Source organism: Streptomyces africanus, assembly GCF_030816955.1.
Lineage (GTDB): Bacteria > Actinomycetota > Actinomycetes > Streptomycetales > Streptomycetaceae > Streptomyces > Streptomyces africanus.
Genome location: NZ_JAUSYP010000001.1, coordinates 1,549,327 through 1,567,417 on the forward strand (window position 1 = coordinate 1,549,327; position 18,091 = coordinate 1,567,417).

At 71.3% G+C, this 18,091-nt stretch carries 20 protein-coding genes; 6 read left to right on the top strand and 14 right to left on the bottom strand.

Going from position 1 to position 18,091, the window contains the following annotated elements; translation table 11 throughout:
* Window positions 1-5: 5 nt before the first annotated feature.
* The 7 genes from QF034_RS07310 to QF034_RS07340 are packed head-to-tail and all read right to left on the bottom strand — an operon-like array spanning window position 6 to window position 6,825.
* A complete protein-coding gene (locus QF034_RS07310) occupies window positions 6-1,205 on the bottom strand; it encodes an acetylornithine transaminase (protein WP_307174151.1) in 1,200 nt (399 codons plus the stop codon).
* Window positions 1,202-2,125 carry an acetylglutamate kinase gene (gene argB, locus QF034_RS07315; protein ID WP_307174152.1) on the bottom strand — a complete coding sequence of 308 codons (924 nt, stop codon included), beginning with the start codon at window positions 2,123-2,125 and terminating at the stop codon, window positions 1,202-1,204. The genes QF034_RS07310 and argB overlap by 4 nt, the downstream gene beginning before the upstream one ends.
* Entirely contained in the window at window positions 2,122-3,273 is a 1,152-nt protein-coding gene (gene argJ, locus QF034_RS07320; RefSeq protein ID WP_307174153.1) for a bifunctional glutamate N-acetyltransferase/amino-acid acetyltransferase ArgJ, read from the bottom strand. The genes argB and argJ overlap by 4 nt, the downstream gene beginning before the upstream one ends.
* On the bottom strand, window positions 3,270-4,298 hold the full coding sequence (argC, locus tag QF034_RS07325; RefSeq protein WP_307174154.1) for an N-acetyl-gamma-glutamyl-phosphate reductase: 1,029 nt from the start codon (window positions 4,296-4,298) through the stop codon (window positions 3,270-3,272). The genes argJ and argC overlap by 4 nt, the downstream gene beginning before the upstream one ends.
* Before the next feature lie 45 nt (window positions 4,299-4,343).
* On the bottom strand, window positions 4,344-5,441 hold the full coding sequence (locus QF034_RS07330) for a sensor histidine kinase (protein ID WP_307174155.1): 1,098 nt from the start codon (window positions 5,439-5,441) through the stop codon (window positions 4,344-4,346).
* Window positions 5,434-6,129, bottom strand: coding sequence for a response regulator transcription factor (locus QF034_RS07335; protein ID WP_307174156.1), 696 nt, complete (start codon window positions 6,127-6,129; stop codon window positions 5,434-5,436). Before QF034_RS07335 ends, QF034_RS07330 begins: the two co-directional genes overlap by 8 nt.
* Window positions 6,130-6,138: 9 nt before the next feature.
* The gene (locus tag QF034_RS07340) at window positions 6,139-6,825 is read right to left on the bottom strand and encodes a VanZ family protein (RefSeq protein WP_307174157.1); all 687 of its coding nucleotides are present in this window, start codon (window positions 6,823-6,825) and stop codon (window positions 6,139-6,141) included.
* Window positions 6,826-6,911: 86 nt separating this feature from the next.
* Here QF034_RS07340 and QF034_RS07345 point away from each other — a divergent pair, with 86 nt between their 5' ends.
* Window positions 6,912-7,655: a VOC family protein gene (locus tag QF034_RS07345; RefSeq protein ID WP_307174158.1), complete on the top strand. Its 744-nt coding sequence runs from the start codon at window positions 6,912-6,914 to the stop codon at window positions 7,653-7,655.
* Window positions 7,656-7,730: 75 nt separating this feature from the next.
* Here QF034_RS07345 and QF034_RS07350 read toward each other — a convergent pair whose 3' ends face one another.
* A complete protein-coding gene (locus QF034_RS07350) occupies window positions 7,731-10,214 on the bottom strand; it encodes an alpha-L-arabinofuranosidase family protein (RefSeq protein ID WP_307174159.1) in 2,484 nt (827 codons plus the stop codon).
* 137 nt (window positions 10,215-10,351) lie between these two features.
* Between QF034_RS07350 and QF034_RS07355 the strand changes: the two genes are divergently transcribed.
* On the top strand, window positions 10,352-10,810 hold the full coding sequence (locus QF034_RS07355) for a DUF6314 family protein (RefSeq protein ID WP_307174160.1): 459 nt from the start codon (window positions 10,352-10,354) through the stop codon (window positions 10,808-10,810).
* Here QF034_RS07355 and QF034_RS07360 read toward each other — a convergent pair.
* From QF034_RS07360 to QF034_RS07370, 3 genes are all read right to left on the bottom strand, one after another.
* Window positions 10,792-11,385, bottom strand: a complete 594-nt coding sequence (locus QF034_RS07360; protein WP_307174161.1) for a histidine phosphatase family protein — start codon at window positions 11,383-11,385, stop codon at window positions 10,792-10,794. The two genes, QF034_RS07355 and QF034_RS07360, sit on opposite strands and share 19 nt — an antisense overlap.
* A 73-nt stretch (window positions 11,386-11,458) precedes the next feature.
* Window positions 11,459-11,899: a GNAT family N-acetyltransferase gene (locus QF034_RS07365; protein WP_307174162.1), complete on the bottom strand. Its 441-nt coding sequence runs from the start codon at window positions 11,897-11,899 to the stop codon at window positions 11,459-11,461.
* 40 nt (window positions 11,900-11,939) lie between these two features.
* Window positions 11,940-13,376 carry an aminotransferase-like domain-containing protein gene (locus QF034_RS07370; RefSeq protein WP_307174164.1) on the bottom strand — a complete coding sequence of 479 codons (1,437 nt, stop codon included), beginning with the start codon at window positions 13,374-13,376 and terminating at the stop codon, window positions 11,940-11,942.
* On the opposite strand from QF034_RS07370, the gene QF034_RS07375 reads away from it, so the two are divergent.
* Window positions 13,375-14,295, top strand: a complete 921-nt coding sequence (locus QF034_RS07375) for a DMT family transporter (protein WP_307174165.1) — start codon at window positions 13,375-13,377, stop codon at window positions 14,293-14,295. The genes QF034_RS07370 and QF034_RS07375 overlap by 2 nt on opposite strands.
* 96 nt (window positions 14,296-14,391) lie before the next feature.
* Window positions 14,392-14,592, top strand: coding sequence for a DUF1918 domain-containing protein (locus QF034_RS07380; RefSeq protein WP_150479867.1), 201 nt, complete (start codon window positions 14,392-14,394; stop codon window positions 14,590-14,592).
* Between the two features lies 1 nt (window position 14,593).
* On the opposite strand, the gene QF034_RS07385 is transcribed toward QF034_RS07380, so the two are convergent.
* Window positions 14,594-15,832, bottom strand: a complete 1,239-nt coding sequence (locus tag QF034_RS07385) for a glycoside hydrolase family 10-like protein (protein WP_307174166.1) — start codon at window positions 15,830-15,832, stop codon at window positions 14,594-14,596.
* Between the two features lie 180 nt (window positions 15,833-16,012).
* Here QF034_RS07385 and QF034_RS07390 point away from each other — a divergent pair, with 180 nt between their 5' ends.
* On the top strand, window positions 16,013-16,888 hold the full coding sequence (locus tag QF034_RS07390) for a 3-hydroxybutyryl-CoA dehydrogenase (protein ID WP_307174167.1): 876 nt from the start codon (window positions 16,013-16,015) through the stop codon (window positions 16,886-16,888).
* 22 nt (window positions 16,889-16,910) lie between these two features.
* Here the strand turns inward: QF034_RS07390 and QF034_RS07395 are convergent, their stop codons facing one another.
* Window positions 16,911-17,057 (bottom strand): hypothetical protein, encoded by a 147-nt coding sequence (locus QF034_RS07395; RefSeq protein ID WP_307174168.1) that lies wholly within the window; start codon window positions 17,055-17,057, stop codon window positions 16,911-16,913.
* Between the two features lie 201 nt (window positions 17,058-17,258).
* On the opposite strand from QF034_RS07395, the gene QF034_RS07400 reads away from it, so the two are divergent.
* Complete coding sequence (locus tag QF034_RS07400; protein WP_010045250.1) at window positions 17,259-17,516, top strand: hypothetical protein; 258 nt, start codon at window positions 17,259-17,261, stop codon at window positions 17,514-17,516.
* 1 nt (window position 17,517) lies between these two features.
* On the opposite strand, the gene QF034_RS07405 is transcribed toward QF034_RS07400, so the two are convergent.
* Window positions 17,518-18,063: an NUDIX hydrolase gene (locus QF034_RS07405; protein WP_003989067.1), complete on the bottom strand. Its 546-nt coding sequence runs from the start codon at window positions 18,061-18,063 to the stop codon at window positions 17,518-17,520.
* Between the last annotated feature and the right edge of the window lie 28 nt (window positions 18,064-18,091).

The window sequence follows — 18,091 nt, forward strand, 5'->3', positions numbered from 1 at the left end:
TCGTCTCATTCCCCGGATCGTCCGTCCCCGTCGGCACTTGCGTCGAGGACGCCGGGCAGCGCCCGGAGGAAGGCGTCCACCTCGTCGTCGCCGATGTTCAGCGGCGGCATGAGCCGTACGACATCGGGGGCGGGCGCGTTCACCAGGAGGCCGGCGTCCTGAGCCGCCTGCTGCACCTGGGGCGCGAGCGGCTCGGTGAGCACGATACCCAGGAGGAGACCCGCGCCCCGGACGAAATCGATCAACTCGTGACCGAGGCCCTCGATCCCGTCCCGCAACTTCTCGCTCTGCCGCTTGACGTTCTGCAGCAACCCCTCGTTCTCGATGGTGTCGAGGACGGCGAGCCCGGCGGCGCAGGCGACGGGGTTGCCGCCGAAGGTCGTGCCGTGGTGGCCGGGCTGGAGCAGCTCGGCGGCGCGCCCGAAGGCGACGGTCGCGCCGAGCGGCAGTCCGCCGCCCAGGCCCTTGGCAAGGGTGACGACGTCGGGCAGCACGCCCTCGTGGGCCTGGTACTCGAACCAGTGCCCGGTCCGGCCGATGCCCGTCTGCACCTCGTCGAGGACGAGCAGCGCGCCGGTGGCGGCGGTGATGGCCCGGGCAGCCTTCAGGTAGCCGGCGGGCGGGACCACGGCCCCGTTCTCGCCCTGGACCGGCTCGATGACGACGAGGGCCGTCTCCTCGGTCACCGCGGCGGCCAGCGCCTGGGCGTCGCCGTAGGGGACGTGTGTGACGTCGCCGGGCAGCGGCAGGAAGGGTTCCCGCTTGCCGGGCTGGCCGGTGAGCGCGAGGGCGCCCATGGTGCGGCCGTGGAAGCCGCCCTGGGTCGCGACCATGTGCGTCCGCCCGGTGAGCCGGCCGATCTTGAAGGCGCCCTCGTTGGCCTCGGCGCCGGAGTTGCAGAAGTAGACCTTGCCGTCGCGGCCGAAGAGCTGGATCAGCCGTTCGGCGAGCGCGACCGGCGGCTCGGCCACGAACAGGTTGGAGACATGGCCGAGGGAGGCGATCTGCCGGCTCACGGCCTCGACGACGGCCGGGTGGGCGTGGCCGAGCGCGTTGACCGCGATGCCGCCGACGAAGTCCAGGTACTGCTTGCCGTCGGCGTCCCACAGCTTGGTGCCCTCGCCGCGCACGAGCGGGAGCCTCGGAGTGCCGTAGTTGTTCATGAGCGCGTTCTGCCACCGCGCGGTCAGTTCCTGGTTGCTCACGACTCCCCCTGTTCGCCCGGTCCCTCGGGCTTCTCGTCGGGCACGACCATCGTGCCGACCCCCTCGTCGGTGAAGATCTCCAGCAGGATCGAGTGCTGGACCCGGCCGTCGATGACCCGGGCGGTGGTGACGCCATTGCGAACGGCGTGCAGGCAGCCCTCCATCTTCGGCACCATGCCGGAGGACAGGTCCGGCAGCAGCCGCTCCAGTTCGGCGGCCGTGAGGCGGCTGATCACCTCGTCGCTGTTCGGCCAGTCCTCGTAGAGTCCCTCGACGTCCGTGAGGACCATGAGGGTTTCGGCGCCCAGTGCAGCAGCGAGTGCCGCAGCCGCCGTATCAGCATTGACGTTGTAGACATGTCCGTCGTCCTGTGAGCGGGCGATCGAGGAGACGACCGGGATGCGGCCGTCGGCGAGCAGCGCCTCGATCGCGCCCGTGTCGATCGCGGTGATCTCGCCCACCCGCCCGATGTCGACCAGTTCGCCGTCGATCTCGGGCTGGTGCTTGGTGGCGGTGATGGTGTGCGCGTCCTCGCCCGTCAGGCCGACGGCGAGCGGGCCGTGCTGGTTGAGCAGCCCGACCAGCTCGCGCTGCACCTGGCCGGCCAGCACCATCCGTACGACGTCCATGGCGTCCTCGGTGGTCACCCTGAGGCCCGCCTTGAACTCGCTGACGATGCCGTGCTGGTCGAGGGCGGCGCTGATCTGCGGGCCGCCGCCGTGCACGACGACGGGCTTGAGGCCGGCGTGGTGCAGGAACACCACGTCCTGGGCGAAGGCGGCCTTCAGGTCCTCGTCGATCATGGCGTTGCCGCCGAACTTGATGACGACGGTCTTGCCGTTGTGCCGGACCAGCCACGGCAGCGCCTCGATGAGGATCTGGGCCTTGGGCAGCGCGGTGTGTTTGCGGGTGGTGCTCATGACGAGTACGCGCTGTTCTCGTGGACGTAGTCCGCGGTGAGGTCGTTGGTCCAGATCGTGGCGGTCTCGGACCCGGCGGCGAGGTCGGCGACGATGTGCACCTCGCGGAAGCGCATGTCGACCTTGTCGCGGTCCTCGCCGACACCGCCGTTCTTGCACACCCAGACGCCGTTGATGGCGACGCCCAGCCGGTCGGGCTCGAAGGCGGCCCGCGTGGTGCCGATGGCGGACAGGACGCGGCCCCAGTTGGGGTCCTCGCCGTGGATCGCGCACTTGAGGAGGTTGTTGCGGGCGATGGAGCGGCCCACCTCGACGGCGTCGTCCTCGGTCGCGGCGTTGATCACCTCGACCTTGATGTCCTTGCTGGCGCCCTCGGCGTCCCGGATGAGCTGCTGACCGAGGTCGTCGCAGACCTGCCGTACGGCCTCGGCGAACTCCGCGTACTCCGGCGTGACTCCGGCCGAGCCGGAGGCGAGCAGCAGCACGGTGTCGTTGGTGGACATGCAGCCGTCGGAGTCGACCCGGTCGAAGGTCGTGCGGGTGGCCGCCCGCAGGGCCTTGTCGAGTACGTCGTTGTCCACGTCCGCGTCGGTGGTGAGGACGACGAGCATGGTGGCGAGGCCGGGGGCGAGCATGCCCGCGCCCTTGGCCATGCCGCCGACGGTCCAGCCGTCCTTGGTGACGACGGACGTCTTGTGGACGGTGTCGGTGGTCTTGATGGCGATGGCGGCCTTCTCACCGCCGTGCTCGGAGAGCTGGGCGGCGGCCGTCTCGACGCCCGGCAGCAGCTTGTCCATCGGCAGGAGCAGTCCGATCAGGCCGGTCGAGCAGACGGCGACCTCGATGGCGCCCCGCCCGAGGACCTCGGCGACCTTCTCGGCCGTGGCGTGCGCGTCCTGGAAGCCCTTGGGGCCCGTGCAGGCGTTGGCGCCGCCGGAGTTGAGGACGACGGCGGACACCTGGCCGCTCTTGAGAACCTGCTCGGACCACAGCACCGGGGCGGCCTTCACGCGGTTGGAGGTGAAGACGCCGGCGGCGGCGCGGCGGGGCCCGGTGTTGACCACGAGGGCCAGGTCCGGGTTGCCGTTCTCCTTGATCCCGGCGGCGATGCCCGCCGCCGTGAATCCCTTCGCTGCCGTCACACTCACGGCGCAACTCCGATCGTCGTCAGTCCGGTGGTCTCGTCGAGCCCCAGGGCGATGTTCATGCTCTGGACGGCACCGCCCGCGGTGCCCTTGGTGAGGTTGTCGATGGCGCTGATCACGATGATCCGTCCGGCGGCCGTGTCATGCGCGACCTGCACCTGAACGGCGTTCGAACCGTAGACGGACGCCGTGGCGGGCCACTGGCCCTCGGGCAGCAGGTGCACGAAGGGCTCGTCGGCGAAGGCCTTCTCGTAGGCGGCGCGCAGGGACTCGGCGGTGATCCCGTCCTTCGCCTTCGCGCTGCACGTGGCGAGGATGCCGCGGGGCATCGGCGCGAGGGTCGGTGTGAAGGAGACGGAGACCGGCTCGCCGGCGGCCGCGCTGAGGTTCTGGGTGATCTCGGGAGTGTGCCGGTGCCCGCCGCCGACGCCGTACGGGGACATCGAGCCCATGACCTCGCTGCCCAGCAGGTGCGGCTTGGGTGCCTTGCCCGCGCCGGAGGTGCCGGACGCGGCGACGATCACGGCCTCGGCCTCGGCGAGCCCGGCCGCGTACGCCGGGAAGAGCGCCAGCGAGACGGCCGTGGGGTAGCAGCCGGGCACCGCGACGCGCTTGGACCCCTCCAGCGCGGCGCGGGCGCCCGGCAGTTCGGGAAGGCCGTAGGGCCAGGTTCCGGCGTGCGGCGAGCCGTAGAACCGCTCCCAGGCGGCGGCGTCCGTGAGCCGGAAGTCGGCGCCCATGTCGATCACCAGCACGTCCGGCCCGAGCCGCTCGGCGACGGCGGCGGACTGCCCATGGGGCAGCGCGAGAAACACGACGTCGTGGCCGTCGAGCACCTCCGGCGTGGTCTCCTGGAGCACTCGGCCGGCCAGGGGCAGCAGGTGCGGCTGGAGCGCACCGAGCTTCTGCCCCGCGTTGGAGTTGCCGGTCAGGGCGCCGATCTCGACCTCGGGGTGCGCCAGGAGCAGACGCAGCAGTTCCCCGCCCGCGTATCCACTCGCTCCGGCCACTGCCGCACGTACCGCCATGGAACCTCCTCCTTAGAGGGCATGACTATACGTTTCTCTGCAGTTTTATGCAATCGCTCCGCCCTGCGGCGTACCGGGAAGCCGGACCGTCACCAGGAGGCCGCCGGCGGGGCGGGGGACGAGGTCGAGGGTGCCGTCGTGGGCGCGGACGACACTGTCCACTATGGCCAGGCCGAGGCCGACGCCGGCGTGCTCGTCGGTGCGGGCGCGTTCCGTTCCGCGCTGGAAGGGTTCGGTGAGGGTCGGTACCAGCTCCGGCGGGAGCCGGCGGCCCGTGTTCTCGACCCGCAGCACGCTCGTGCCACCGTGCGCCTCGGTGTGGACCGTCACGGTGCCGCACGCGGGGAGGTTGTGGACGAGGGCGTTCTGGACGAGGTTCGTCACCATCCGCAGCAGGAGTTCCGCGGAGCCGCTCGCCCGGGCCGCCCCGCCGGTGACGTCGAGCGTGATCCCGCGCTGTTCGGCGAGGGGGAGCAGGGTTTCGGCGGCCTCTTCGGCGATGAGGGAGAGGTCGACGCTCTCCCGGGTGAAGGTCCCGCGGTCGCTGCGGCTGAGCAGCAGGAGGGCCTCGGTGAGGCCGATCGCGCGCGTGTTGACCGCGTGCAGGCGTTCGATGAGTTCGCCCCGGTCCCGCGTGGGGTCCTTGCGGGCGACCTCGAGCAGCGTCTGCGAGACGGCCAGCGGGGTGCGCAGCTCGTGGGAGGCGTTCGCGGCGAACCTCTGTTGCTCGGCGACGTGCGACTCGAGTTGTTCGAGCATGGTGTCGAAGGTGTCGGCCAGTTCACGGAACTCGTCCTGGCGGCCCGCCATGCGGATGCGGTGGGACAGCGACCCCTTGCCTGCCCTGCGCGCCGCGGCCGTGATCTGTGTGAGCGGTGCGAGCATCCGGCCGGCGAGGATCCACCCCCCGACGAGGCCGAACACGAGCAGGAAGACCATCGCCACGGCCGCGGCGGGGGCGAAGGTGCGCACCAGGAGGTAGCGGTTGGGCGAGGTCCAGAGCAGGCCCTGGGAGTTGTCGGGCACGTAGCGCAGCAGGTACATCCACACCACGGCCAGCAGGAGAGCGCCGGCGACGGCGAGGAATCCGGCGTAGCTGAGGGTGAGTTTCAGCCGGGCGCTGAGCCCGGGGCGTCTACGCATGCGTCCTGCCGGGGCCGGTGGTGTCCCTGCCGGTGTCGATCCGGTAGCCGACGCCGGGCACCGTGGTGATGATCCAGGGCTCGCCGAGTCTTTTGCGCAGTGCGGAGACGGTGATGCGCACGGCGTTGGTGAGGGGGTCGGCGTTCTCGTCCCAGGCCCGTTCCAGCAGCTCCTCGGCGCTGACGACCCCGCCCTCGGCGGCGACGAGGACGTCCAGGACCGCGAACTGCTTGCGGGTGAGCGGGACGTAGCGCCCGTCGCGGAAGACCTCCCGGCGGAAGGGGTCCAGCCGCAGGCCCGCGATCTCGCGGACCGGGGGCCGGGCGTAGGCGCGTCTGCGGTCGAGCGCCCTCAGCCGCAGGACGAGCTCCCGCAGCTCGAACGGTTTGGTGAGGTAGTCGTCGGCGCCGAGCTCGAACCCGGAGGCCTTGTCGTCGATCCGGTCGGCGGCGGTGAGCATGAGGATCGGGATGCCGCTGCCGGAGGCGACGATGCGCCGGGCCACCTCGTCGCCGGAGGGGCCCGGGATGTCGCGGTCGAGGACCGCGAGGTCGTAGGAGTGGACGCTGAGCAGTTCCAGGGCGGTGTCGCCGTCACCGGCGATGTCGGCGGCGATCGCCTCCAGCCGCAGACCGTCACGGACGGCTTCGGCCAGGTAGGGCTCGTCCTCCACGATCAGTACGCGCATGCCCGAAGCCTAGGCAGCACGGCATATCGCGGACGTATGCGAGGACGTGTGCCACCAGCGGCGCGACGCCAGCGCGGCCAGCACGGCGCCGGCGGTGTTGACCAGGACGTCGTCCACGGAGGACACCCGGTCCAGGCGCAGCACGTACTGCGCGGTCTCGACCAGGACCGAGCAGCCCGCCGCGAGCGCCAGGATCCGCGGCAGGGACGCCAGCGCCGCGAACCGCATCGGGGCGAAGAAGCCCAGCGACGCGAAGACCAGCAGGTTCCCGGCGATCCCGAGCGGCCCCATCGTGACCAGGTCCCGCAGCGGTACCAGGCTCAGCCGGCCGGGGACGACGCCGGCACCGGCGCCCGGCATCATGGTCAGCCACAGGAACGGCACGGTCCCGTGGACGATGCCCACCTCGGCCAGCGACATCCGCCATGCCGACGTGACGCCGGCGGCACGCCGACGGCGCGCCAGGGCCCACGCCACCAGCGCGGCGAGCGGCAGCGCGACCAGGGTCATGAGCACCACGCCGTTGAACGTGTCGAAGCAGCCGTGCCACCGCCCGGCCATGCACACCGGAGCGGACATCATGAGCGGCCGCCGTACGGCGAACACGGCGCTCGCCAGGCCGAGGACGGCCAGGCCGAGGAGCACGAACCCGCGCGTGCGGCGGGGCGGTGCCGACAGGGATGCGTTGGGAGTCATGCCCTCCATGGGAGACGAAGGGCCGTTGCGGCGGCGTATGCGATTTTCCATACGCCCGCGATACACGCGGAAATAAGATCGCCGGTATGGCACTGCGACCTGTTCAGGTGAACATCAAGGCCCTTGACGACTCGGCGGTCGGCCGCTTCTGGGCGGAGGCGCTCGGCTGGAGTGTCTCCAGCGAGGGGCCCGGCGTGACCAACGTGGAACCCGGCGACGGCTTCGTCTGGCCGGACCCGGTCGCCGTGTGCATCGACGTCGTCACCGTCCCGGAGCCCAAGACAGCGACGAAGAACCGTGTGCATCTCGATCTCGCCACCACCTCCGCGGCCCATCAGGCGGAGCTGGTCGCGCGTCTGAAGGCTCTCGGTGCGACGCCCGCCGACGTGGGCCAGGGCGATGTGCCGTGGACGGTCCTCGCCGATCCCGAGGGCAACGAGTTCTGTGTGCTGGACCCTCGGGAGAGCTACCGGGACACCGGGCCGATCGCCCGGGTGGTGGTCGACTGCGCCGATCCGCGGGCCATGGCCGGGTTCTGGGGCGGGGCGACGGACTGGACCGTGCACGAGGTGACCGGCGAACACGCGGTGCTGCGCTCCGCCCAGGGTGTCGGCCCGTACCTCGAGTTCCGCCGCTCGTCCGACGCGAAGACCGTGCCGGACCGCGTCCATCTCGACCTGCTGCCGTACCCCGGTGACGACAAGGCAGCGGAGGTGGCCCGGCTGAAAACCCTCGGCGCCACCGACCTCGACCTCGGCCAGGGCGATGTCCCGTGGACGTGCCTGTCCGACCCGGAGGGCCATGAGTTCTGCGTCCTCGGCTCGCACTGACGCGGATCCTCGACGACACGCAGGCACGCGCGTGGGCCGCCACCCCAGGGGGCAGCGGCCCACGCGAGGTGCCTGCTACCTCTGCTTGATCCGCAGGAACGTGACGGAGTTCGCCGGGAAGGTGTAGGTGAACGTCCGGTCCACCCCCCGGAATGTGGACGTCACCGGTGTCACCGGCGTGTCCGTCTCGGTGTTCACCGCGTCCTCGTCGGCGGCCAGCGTGGTCACGCGGGCCGTGGAGGCGACCTTTGCGCCACCCAGGTCGACGGCCGTACGGGCCTCGGCGGACTGGGCGTTGACGACCTTGACGATCAGGTCACCGGTCTTCGCGTCCTTGGTGACGACCTGGCGGAACGGCTCGGCCGGCTTGTCGTCCTTGAAGCTGCCCCACTCCTTGCCGTCCAGGAACAGGGTGACCTGACGGCCGCGCACCTTGATGTCGATGTCGTAGGCGCGGCCCGTCTCGATCGACCCGGCCTTGGTCATCAGCGTGCCCTTGCCGCCGTCCACGGCCTGCTCGATCGCGGACTGGGTGTTGTTCCAGCCGCCCAGGTTCCACCAGTAGTAGTTGCCGGTGTCCTTGACGCCGAAGGCGACGAGGAAGCCCTCCTTGCCGGACTTCTTGGTGGCCTTCACATGCAGGTCGTAGTCCTTCCAGGCCGGGTCGCCCGCCGTGACCATGGTGTTCTCGGCGGCCGTGTCGGTCTGGACGTACTGGCCGTCCTGGATGCTCCAGCTGCCCCGGCCGCTGGTGGTCCACTTCGAGGCGTCACCGGAGAAGTCGTCGCTGAGCAGGGTCGAGCCGTCCGCCGAAGTGACCTTCACGTCGTCGTACGCGGCGCTGGTCGCCCACGTGGACAGGCCGACGGCACCCGTGATCGGGCCGCTGACGTTCGGCGTGGTCGTGGCCTTCGACGGGACGACGCGGTCGCCGACGTTGGTCATGAACAGCTTCTGGACCTCGTAGTTGGCCGAGTTCCAGGAGGCGTGGTTGTTGAACCAGATCATGTCCGGCCGCCACTGGACGTAGTCCTCGTTGGCGAGCAGCGGGGCGTACGAGGCGAGCTTGACGATGTCCGCGTTGCGCTCCAGGCCGGTCATGTACGCGGCTTCGGAGAGGCCGTTCTTCCAGGCGTTGCCCTGGGAGGCGTACTCGCCGAGGAAGACCTTGGGGCCCTTGCGGTCGTAGGAGTCGTAGCGGTCGTTGTTCTGGAGGAACCAGTTCGGGCTGTTGTAGTAGTGCTCGTCGACCAGGTCGACGTCGTGCTCGCGGTTGAGCTGCCAGGCGGTGTCGAAGGTCGTGCCGGCGTCGTCCGGGCCCGAGTTCGAGATGACGGTGATGTCCGGGTACTTGGCCTCGATGGCGGCCCGGAACTGCTGGAAGCGGGCGAAGAACTCCTTGGGGAGGTTCTCCTCGTTGCCGACGCCGAGGTGGGTGAGGTGGAAGGGCTTGGGGTGGCCCATCCGCGCGCGGACCTTGCCCCACGTGGAGGTCGCCGGGCCGTTGGCGAACTCGATGAGGTCGAGGGTGTCCTGGATGTGCCGCTTGAGCAGGGCGTCGTCGTCGGTGGCCTTGTTCTGGCCGCAGCCGGTCACCAGGGCGGGCACGACGGGCAGCGGCATGGCGCCGATGTCCTCGGCGAAGCGGAAGTACTCGTAGTAGCCGAGGCCGTAGCTCTGGTTGTAGCCCCAGAAGTTGGCGTTGGTGGCGCGCTGCTCGACCGGACCGATGGTGTCCTTCCACTGGTAGCTGCGCTTGCGCTCCCAGCCGCTCGCCTCGCTGTAGTCCTCCATGGAGCCGGTGTTGACCAGGCAGCCGCCGGGGAAGCGCACGAAGCCCGGCTTCAGCGCGGCGATCTTCTCGGCGAGGTCCTTGCGCAGGCCGTTCGGCTGGTTCTTGTACGTCTCGCGCGGGAACAGCGACACCATGTCGAGCGCGGCAGGGTTCGTCGAGGCCACGGCGAGGCGGCCGCGGTTGCTGGTGCGGCTCGCGGTGAAGGTGGCCTTGTACTTGGCCCAGCCGCCCTTGACGGCCACCTGCCGGGCGGTCGCCAGCGTGCCCGCCGCGTCCTTGAGGGAGACGGTGAGCGTGCTGCCGCTCTCCGCGCGGGCCCACACGGAGAAGTCGTACTTCTTGCCCTGCTCGACCCGGATGCCGGTGTTGTAGCCGGCGTTCGTCACGGAGGAACCGGCGCCCAAAGAGAGGTAGTTGCGGTTGCGGTCGTTGAGGCGGCCCGAGTCGTTCACGACCTCGGCCGTGCCGCCGGCCGTCCAGGAGGTCAGGGGCGTGTAGGAGCCGTTGTCGGCGGTGGAGTACTCGAAGGAGCGGTTCTGCACGAGCTCGGCGTACAGACCGCCGTCGGCGGCCCGGTTGATGTCCTCGAAGAAGACGCCGTACATCGTGTCGTCGATCTTCGCGCCCTGGGCGGACGGGTCGACGGTGATCGCGTAGTCGGTGATGTCCTCGGCGTGCGCGGGGGCCGGTACGAGGGCTGCTGCCGTCAGGAGGGCGGTGGTCGTGAGACCGATTCTCCATCGGGTGCGGGCGGTGCGTGGCATGGATACTCCGCGGCTCTCTGGTAGAGGAGTGTTCGAAATATCAGACATTGATCAGCACTTCGAACGGCAAGATAGGGAGGAGGCTGATGCGCGTCAATGGGTCGCGCAGTGACGGTTGTTACGGAGAGCGGGACGGAATGGGCGAGTTCTGGCCAGTGCCGGACGCACTGGCGTATCTGGCGGGGCGCTGGCGCGTGGCCCGGTCGGTGCGGGATCTCGCGAGCGGCGAGCAGGGAGAGTTCACCGGGACCACCGTGTTCACCGCGGAAGAGGGCGGCAGGCTGCCGGAGGACGGCGGGCTGCTGCACCACGAGTCCGGCACCTTCGTCTGGCAGGGCGTCGCCCGGCCCGCCGAGCGGACGCTGCGGTTCCTGCCGGGCCCGGGCGGCACGGCGGACGTGCGGTTCGCGGACGGCCGGCCGTTCCACGACCTGGACCTGACGTCCGGACGGCATGTGGCCGACCACCCCTGCGCGGCGGATCTCTACCGCGGCGAGTTCACCGTCCGCGACCCGGACCACTGGCGGACGGTGTGGCACGTGCGCGGCCCGGCCAAGGACCTGGTGCTGCGCACGGACTACGCGCGCGACGTCTGAGACGGCACCCCGTCGAAGCGCAGGTTCCAGCGCCCCGCCCGGCCCGACACGGCGGTCGTCGACAGCGGGCGGACGTCGATGTTCCAGTACGTCGAGGGCGGCGCCTTCAGGGCGTACACCAGGGCGGCGCGGATCACGGACGGCTCGGCCACCGCAACCACCCGGCAGCCGTCATCGACGGGCCGGGTGTCCAGCCAGCCGCCGACGCGGGTGATGAAGTCCACCAGCGACTCACCGCCGTGCGGTGTGGCGCGCGGATCGGCGAGCCAGGCGTCCACGGCCTCCGGCTCCCGGGCCATCGCCTCACCGAGGGTCAGCCCGCGCCACCGGCCCATGTCGCAGTCCCGCAGGCCGAGTTGCACGAGCGGCGCGTACCCGAGCCCCTCTCCCGTCGCACGGCTGCGCGGGGTCGGCGAGCAGTAGCGCAGCTCGGCCGCGGCGAGCGGCAGCAGTTCGCGGGCGACGCGCTCCACCTCACCCCAGCCGGCCTGGTCCAGCGGCCGGTCGTCCTCGAAGCGCTCGGCGAGCAACGGGGAGCTGCGCGCGGCGGCGACGAACGTGACCCGAAGTGGCATGCGGCGATGGTGGTGGTCGCAAGTACGCAGGTCAAGAGGTGTTACCAGGGAGTTACCCAGGGTGCACCGACCCTCACGGGCCGAAGATGAGCGCCATCCAGTGCTCGGGCCGCTCCAGTGCGGCGAACCCGAGCTTCTCGTAGACCCCGTGCGCGTCGTGCGTGGCGAGCAGGACCCGGCGCACCCCGTACTGCCGCAGCTCCTCCCGCACGGCCGCCACGAGCGCGCTGCCGACCCCCTTGCCGCGCACCGACGGGTCGACGTACACGTCGCACAGCCACCCGAAGGTCGCCCGGTCCGTGATCACCCGGGCATACGCCACCTGCTCCCCCGACACCGTCTCGTACACCCCGAAGTTGAGCGACCCCTCGATCGCCCGGTCCTGCTTCTCGCGGGGGCGGCCCAGCGCCCAGTACGCGTCGGTGGAAAGCCAGTGGTGGACCCGCTCGGCGTCGACGCGGGCGGGGTCCGTGGAGATCTCGTAGCCCTCGGGCAGGCTCGGTGTGTCGGTCATGACGGGATGCTGGCAGGTCGGCGGCCTGTGCGTCGAACTCTTATCCCAGCACCTCGTCGCAGGCCGTGCGCAGCCGCCGTACGCCCTCGGCGATCTCCCCGGTCCCCGCGACCGCCGCGAAACTCAGCCGGATGTGCGCGGCCGGCGGCTCGGCGCTGAAGTAGGGGCGGCCGGGGGTGATCGCGACGCCCGCGCGCAGGGCGGCCGCCACGAGAGCCGGCTCGTCCGTCCCGTCCGGCAGACGCGGCCACAGGTGGTAGCCGCCGGACGGCACGTGCGCCAGAGCGAGTTCCGGCAGGTGCAGCGCGAGCGCGGCGGTCAGCGCGTCCCGGCGCGCCTTCAACGCGGCGGCGACCGCTCGCAGATGGCGCGGCCAGGCGGGCGAGCCGACGAGTTCGAGTGCCGCCTCCTGCAGGGGCCGGGGCACGAAGAAGGTGTCGACGACCTGGATCGCGCGCAGCCGCTCCAGGACCGGGCCGCGCGCGGCCAGGGCGCTCACCCGGAAGCTCGGCGAGGTCGCCTTGGTGAGCGAGCAGACGTGGACGACGACACCGTCGGGGTCGTCGGCGGCCAGCGAGCGCGGCAGCGGTCCCGCGTCCTCGTGCACGAGCCGCCGCACGAAGTCGTCCTCGACGACGAACGCGCCCGCCGCGCGGGCGATGGACAGCACCTCGTGGCGCCGCTCGGGCGCGAGCACGGCACCGGTGGGGTTCTGGAAGAGCGGCTGGCAGACGAAGGCCGGGGCGCCGGTGGCCCGGAAGGCGTCGGCGAGCAGCGCCGGTTTCACCCCGTCCGGGTCGACCGGGACGGGCACCGGGCGCAGGCCCGCGGCACGGGCGATGGCGAGCATGCCCGGGTAGGTCGGCGACTCGACGAGGACGGGGGCGCCGGGCGGGGCGAGGGCGCGCAGGGCGGTGGTGAGCGCGGACTGTCCGCCCGCGGTGACCAGCACCTCGGCGGCCGTGAAGGATCCGCCGATGCCCCGCGCGAACCACTCGCGCAGCTCCGGCAGCCCCTCCACGGGCGGGCGTCCCCAGGCGCCGGGGCGGCGTCCGGCGCGCGACAGGGCGGCGGCCATCGCGCGCTCCGGCTGCAACGAGGGGTGCAGATAGCCGCCGTTGAACTCGATCACGCCGGGCGGCGGCGCGGCCAGCGAGACGAGCACCCCGGAGGCGTCCACCGAGCGCGGCACGAGATCGGCGGCACCGTCCGCGCTGAGCGCGACCTCCTGCCAGGAGGTGTCCCCGGCGGGGGCCGGTGCCGTCCGGGCCTGCGCGCGGAACGCGCCCGCGCCGGGCCGGGTGACGACCAGTCCCTCGGCGGCGAGCTGCGCCAGCGCCCGCGACACGGTCACGGGACTCACCCGGAACCGCTCGACCAGGGCCCTGCTCGACGGCAGCTTTCCACCCGGCGAGTAGCGGTCCAGCTCCCGCCGCAGCTGTTCCACCAGGTCACCGACGCTGCTACGCTCTTGCATGAGAGTACAGAGTAGCGCTACTACCGCTTCCCGGATAGCAGTCGCCGCAGCGCGAGAGCAGCAGCCCGGCCTCGGCACCCTCCAGGCCGCCCTGGGCGTCATCGCCTTCTCCCTCACCTTCCCGGCCACCGCCTGGGGTCTGGAGGGCTTCGGGCCCTGGTCGCTGGTCGCCGTCCGCAGCGTCCTGGCCGCGGTGATCGCGGGCGGCTGTCTGCTCGCCCTTCGCGTTCCGCTGCCCGCCCGCCGCCACTGGTCCGGCCTCGCGATCGTGGCGGCCGGTGTCGTGCTCGGTTTCCCGCTGCTCACCACGCTCGCGCTGGAGACCTCGACCACCGCGCACGCCGCCGTCGTGGTCGGACTGCTCCCCCTGACCACCGCGCTCCTGTCCGCCCTGCGCGTCGGCACCCGGCCCTCGCGCACGTTCTGGGCGGCGGCCGTCGCCGGCGCGGCGGCGGTCCTGGCCTTCACCGTTCAGCAGAGCGGCGGCGCCCTGAACACGGCCGACGTGTACCTCTTCGCGGCGCTGCTGGTGTGCGCGGCCGGCTACACCGAGGGCGGCCGGCTGGCCCGGATCATGCCGGGCTGGCACGTCATCGGCTGGGCGCTGGTGCTGTGCCTGCCGCTGACCGTGCCCGTCGCCGCGTTCGCCCTGGCGCAGGAACCCGTGCGGCTGACCGCGCACAGCGTCACCGGCCTGCTGTGGGTCGCGGCGGGCTCGCAGTTCCTCGGACTGGTCGTCTGGTACCGGGGCATGGCGGCCATCGGCATCCCCAAGGCCAGCCAGTTGCAGCTCGCCCAGCCCCTGCTCACACTGGTGTGGTCGGTGCTGCTGCTGGGCGAGCACCTGCCCGTGGCCGCCCCGCTGACAGCCGTGGCGGTGCTGGTCTGCATCGCCGTCACACAACGGGCGCGCGGCTGAGCGGGGCACACGCGGCCCCTGCCGAGCGGCGCCCCCGGCCGTAGACTCGAAAGGCCACGGACCACCGCTGCTCCGCAGATCGCGAGGAGGCCCCAGATGCGCGCAACCGTGGGCGACCAGCTTGTCCAGCACGGCAGGGTGGTCGGTCAGCACGACAAGGTCGGCGAGATCGTCGAAGTGCTGGGCCGGGAGGGCAACCCCCCGTACCGCGTCCGGTTCGAGGACGGGCACGAGGGCGTGTGCTCGCCGGGACCCGACACCGAGATCCGGCACCGGGAGACCACCACCGGGCCGTGATTCAGCGCGGCGGCGGCGCCGGCTGCCCGTAGTGGTCGGCGACCACCCTCGCCATCGCACCGATCCGATCGTTCGCCATGTCCTTGGCGGCGAAGAAGACGTGCCCGCGCACCTGCGCGTGATCGCCGGCCAGCGTCAGGTGCCGGGACAGCTCGGCCGGGTCCTGCCAGGCCGCGGGCTGCGCCGGGTCACCGGCCTTGTACAGCGCCTCCCCCGCGTACAGCCGGGTCGAGCTGCCGCGCGCGACCTCCGCCCACCAGGGCAGGAGTTTCGCGTAGTCGGCGGCGGCGAAACCGATGTTCCAGTACAGCTGCGGGACGATGTAGTCGATCCAGCCCTCGCGCACCCACTTGCGCGTGTCCGCGTGCAGGTCGTCGTAGGTCTGCACGCCCGCCCGGGTGTCCGAGCCGCGCGCGTCGGTGGCGGCGTTGCGCCACACTCCGAACGGGCTGACGCCGAAGGGGGTGCCGGGCCGGACCTGCTTGACGCGCTCCGCCGTCTCCCGCACCAGCTTGTCGATGTTGTCCCGCCGCCACGCCGCCCGGTTCGGGAAGCCGGCGCCGTACTCCTCGTAGGCCTCGTCGTCGTCGAAGCTCTGGCCCGCCACCGGGTACGGGTAGAAGTAGTCGTCGAAGTGGACGCCGTCCACGGCGTACTTCTCCACCGCGTCGAGCATCGCTTCCTGCACGAAGCTCCGCACCTCCGGCAGCCCGGGGTTGTAGTAGAGCTTCCCGCCGTACGTCACCACCCAGTCCGGGTTGTCACGGGCGGGGTGGCCGGCGGCCAGCCGGGTCGGGTCGGCGTGCCCGGCCACCCGGTACGGGTTGAACCAGGCGTGCAGTTTCAGACCGCGGGCGTGGGCCTCCTGAACGGCCGTGCCCAGCGGGTCCCAGCCGGGGTCCTTGCCCTGGGTGCCGGTGAGGTACTGCGACCACGGCTCGTACGGCGAGGGCCACAGGGCGTCCGCCGTGGGCCGGACCTGGAAGATCACGGTGTTGAGCCGGTCGCGGACCGCCCTGTCGAGGTGGGCGATCAGCTCGGCCCGCTGCCGCGCGGCCGTCAGCCCCGGCTTCGACGGCCAGTCGCGGTTGGCCACGGTGGCCAGCCAGACGCCCCGCATCTCGGAGGCCGCCCGGTCGTCGCCCCTGCCGTTCCGCTTGGGCGCGGCCGACGCCGGAGGCACCATCGTGAAAGCCGACAGCGCCGCCACCGCGAACGCCCTGCGTGACACTCGTCCCATCCGCATGCCCCAAAAAGCCGCGGATCCGCCCGGTCGCGGATCGCTCCGCGCCCAGCATGCCCGAAGCGGGCGCGACCCCCGCGATCGATCATCGATACTTGGGAGTAACGTGCTCGAACGGAGCAGGCACCGGGACCCGGAGCACCTGCCCGGAAGTGGATCAGCAGCGAAAGGGACGATGTGACGGACACCCCAGCGGGAGACATTGCACGCGTCGGAGTCGTGGGCTGCGGTCAGATGGGCGCGGGGATCGCCGAGGTGTGCGCCCGGGCCGGTCTGGACGTCATGGTCGCCGAGACCACCGGCGAGGCCCTGGAGATCGGCCGGACCCGGCTGTTCAACTCCCTGGCCAAGGCAGCCGAGCGCGGCAAGATCACCGAGGAGGAGCTGGAGGCCACCCAGGCCCGTCTGAGCTTCACCACGGACCTCGGCGAGTTCGCCGACCGCGACCTGGTGATCGAGGCCGTCGTCGAGAACGAGCAGGTCAAGACCGAGATCTTCCAGGTGCTCGACCAGGTCGTGACCCGGCCCGACGCCATCCTGGCCTCCAACACCTCCTCCATCCCGCTGGTGAAGCTGGCGGTGGCGACCTCGCGGCCCGACCAGGTCATCGGCATCCACTTCTTCAACCCGGCTCCCGTGCAGAAGCTGGTCGAGCTGATCCCGGCCCTCACCACGTCCGAGGGCACGCTGAGCCGGGCCCAGCTGTTCACCGAGAAGGTGCTGGGCAAGCACGCGATCCGCGCCCAGGACCGCTCCGGCTTCGTGGTGAACGCACTGCTGATCCCGTACCTGCTCTCCGCGATCCGGATGTTCGAGACGGGCATCGCCAGCCGCGAGGACATCGACAACGGCATGGAGATGGGCTGCGCCCACCCGATGGGCCCCCTGAAGCTCTCCGACCTCATCGGCCTGGACACGGTCGCCTCGGTGGCCCAGTCGATGTACGAGGAGTACAAGGAGCCCCTGTACGCCGCTCCCCCGCTCCTGCAGCGCATGGTCGACGCGGGCCGGCTGGGCCGCAAGACGGGGTCGGGCTTCTACACGTACGACTGACCGCCCGGCCCGGGCCGCCACCTCAGCGCCGCCGCTCCTCCGGCCACGGCCGGAACCGGCGGCGTCCCCATTCCGCCGCCTGCTCGTTGAGGCGGCCGCGCAGCCGGCCCATCCACAGGGCGAGCGGAGTGGTCACGAGGGCGAGCGGCAGCGCGGTCCGGGTACCCACGAGGCCGGTTACGGGCGGTCATATTTCGGCCAGCCCACGGGCCCGGCACCACAGTTGGTGCCGGGCCCGTGGCATTCACACACCGTGTGCGCGCCGGGCTCGCATATGCCCGTCGCACACTCTCCCCAGCCGCCCACCAGGCGAGTTGACTCCTCATGCGCATGCAAGGGATGCGCAACGACTACGGAAAGGAACGGACTCGTGACCGTCGATCCCGAGCATCCGGTCGTACATGGAGAACTCGCAGAGTTACGACGCCGCCTCGATGTGGCGTACGCCCGAGTAGAGGGCGGGCTGGCTCTGCTCAGCCACCGCACCGAGGAGACCGCCAAGGAACTCGACGAGCTCAACACCCGGATCAACTCACTGGAACACGCGCGCTGGCCGCTTCCCGCGGTCGCCGCCCTCACCGCCGTGGGTGCCCTCGTCGTGGCGATCTGGCAGGCACTGGGACGTTAGCTCAGGGCAAGGTGTCCTGCCCGAGCCTGAGATGGTGCAGCAGCAGTAACGCGGCCGCCATGTTGGCGGCCGGGACCTCCCCGCGGGCGACCATGTCGGGGACGAGCTTGAGGGGAACCCATTCCCGGCGGTCCGACTCGAAGTCGTCCACGGGGTGCCCGACGTACTCGCCCTCGTCGGCCCAGTACACGTGGTGCCGGGCGTCGGTGAGCCCGTTGGACGGCTCCACGCTCATGAGGTGGTGCAGGGGTCCCGGCCGCCAGCCCGTCTCCTCCTCCAGTTCCCTGGCGGCCGCCCGGGCGACGTCCTCGCCGTCCTCGACGACGCCCGCCGCGAGTTCCCAGCCCCAGCTGTCGGTGATGAAGCGGTGCCGCCAGAGCAGCAGCACCTCGTTGGCCTCGTTCACGACCGTGGCCACGGCAACGGGCCGCAGCCGTATGAGGAAGTGGTCGAGGTGCCGGCCGTCCGGCAGTTCGACATCCGCGAGATTGACGCTGAACCAGCGGTTTGAGTACACAGCTTGTTCGTTGTGTTTCGTCCACTGCACGGTTCTGCCACCTTCCGTCGAGTAAGTG

Coding starts and splice junctions, on each gene's coding strand:
- argB (WP_307174152.1), bottom strand. CDS start 2,125: ATGAGCACCACCCGCAAACACACCGCGCTGCCCAAGGCCCAGATCCTC.
- argC (WP_307174154.1), bottom strand. CDS start 4,298: ATGGCGGTACGTGCGGCAGTGGCCGGAGCGAGTGGATACGCGGGCGGG.
- QF034_RS07330 (WP_307174155.1), bottom strand. CDS start 5,441: ATGCGTAGACGCCCCGGGCTCAGCGCCCGGCTGAAACTCACCCTCAGC.
- QF034_RS07335 (WP_307174156.1), bottom strand. CDS start 6,129: ATGCGCGTACTGATCGTGGAGGACGAGCCCTACCTGGCCGAAGCCGTC.
- QF034_RS07340 (WP_307174157.1), bottom strand. CDS start 6,825: ATGACTCCCAACGCATCCCTGTCGGCACCGCCCCGCCGCACGCGCGGG.
- QF034_RS07345 (WP_307174158.1), top strand. CDS start 6,912: ATGGCACTGCGACCTGTTCAGGTGAACATCAAGGCCCTTGACGACTCG.
- QF034_RS07350 (WP_307174159.1), bottom strand. CDS start 10,214: ATGCCACGCACCGCCCGCACCCGATGGAGAATCGGTCTCACGACCACC.
- QF034_RS07355 (WP_307174160.1), top strand. CDS start 10,352: ATGGGCGAGTTCTGGCCAGTGCCGGACGCACTGGCGTATCTGGCGGGG.
- QF034_RS07360 (WP_307174161.1), bottom strand. CDS start 11,385: ATGCCACTTCGGGTCACGTTCGTCGCCGCCGCGCGCAGCTCCCCGTTG.
- QF034_RS07365 (WP_307174162.1), bottom strand. CDS start 11,899: ATGACCGACACACCGAGCCTGCCCGAGGGCTACGAGATCTCCACGGAC.
- QF034_RS07375 (WP_307174165.1), top strand. CDS start 13,375: ATGAGAGTACAGAGTAGCGCTACTACCGCTTCCCGGATAGCAGTCGCC.
- QF034_RS07370 (WP_307174164.1), bottom strand. CDS start 13,376: ATGCAAGAGCGTAGCAGCGTCGGTGACCTGGTGGAACAGCTGCGGCGG.
- QF034_RS07380 (WP_150479867.1), top strand. CDS start 14,392: ATGCGCGCAACCGTGGGCGACCAGCTTGTCCAGCACGGCAGGGTGGTC.
- QF034_RS07385 (WP_307174166.1), bottom strand. CDS start 15,832: ATGGGACGAGTGTCACGCAGGGCGTTCGCGGTGGCGGCGCTGTCGGCT.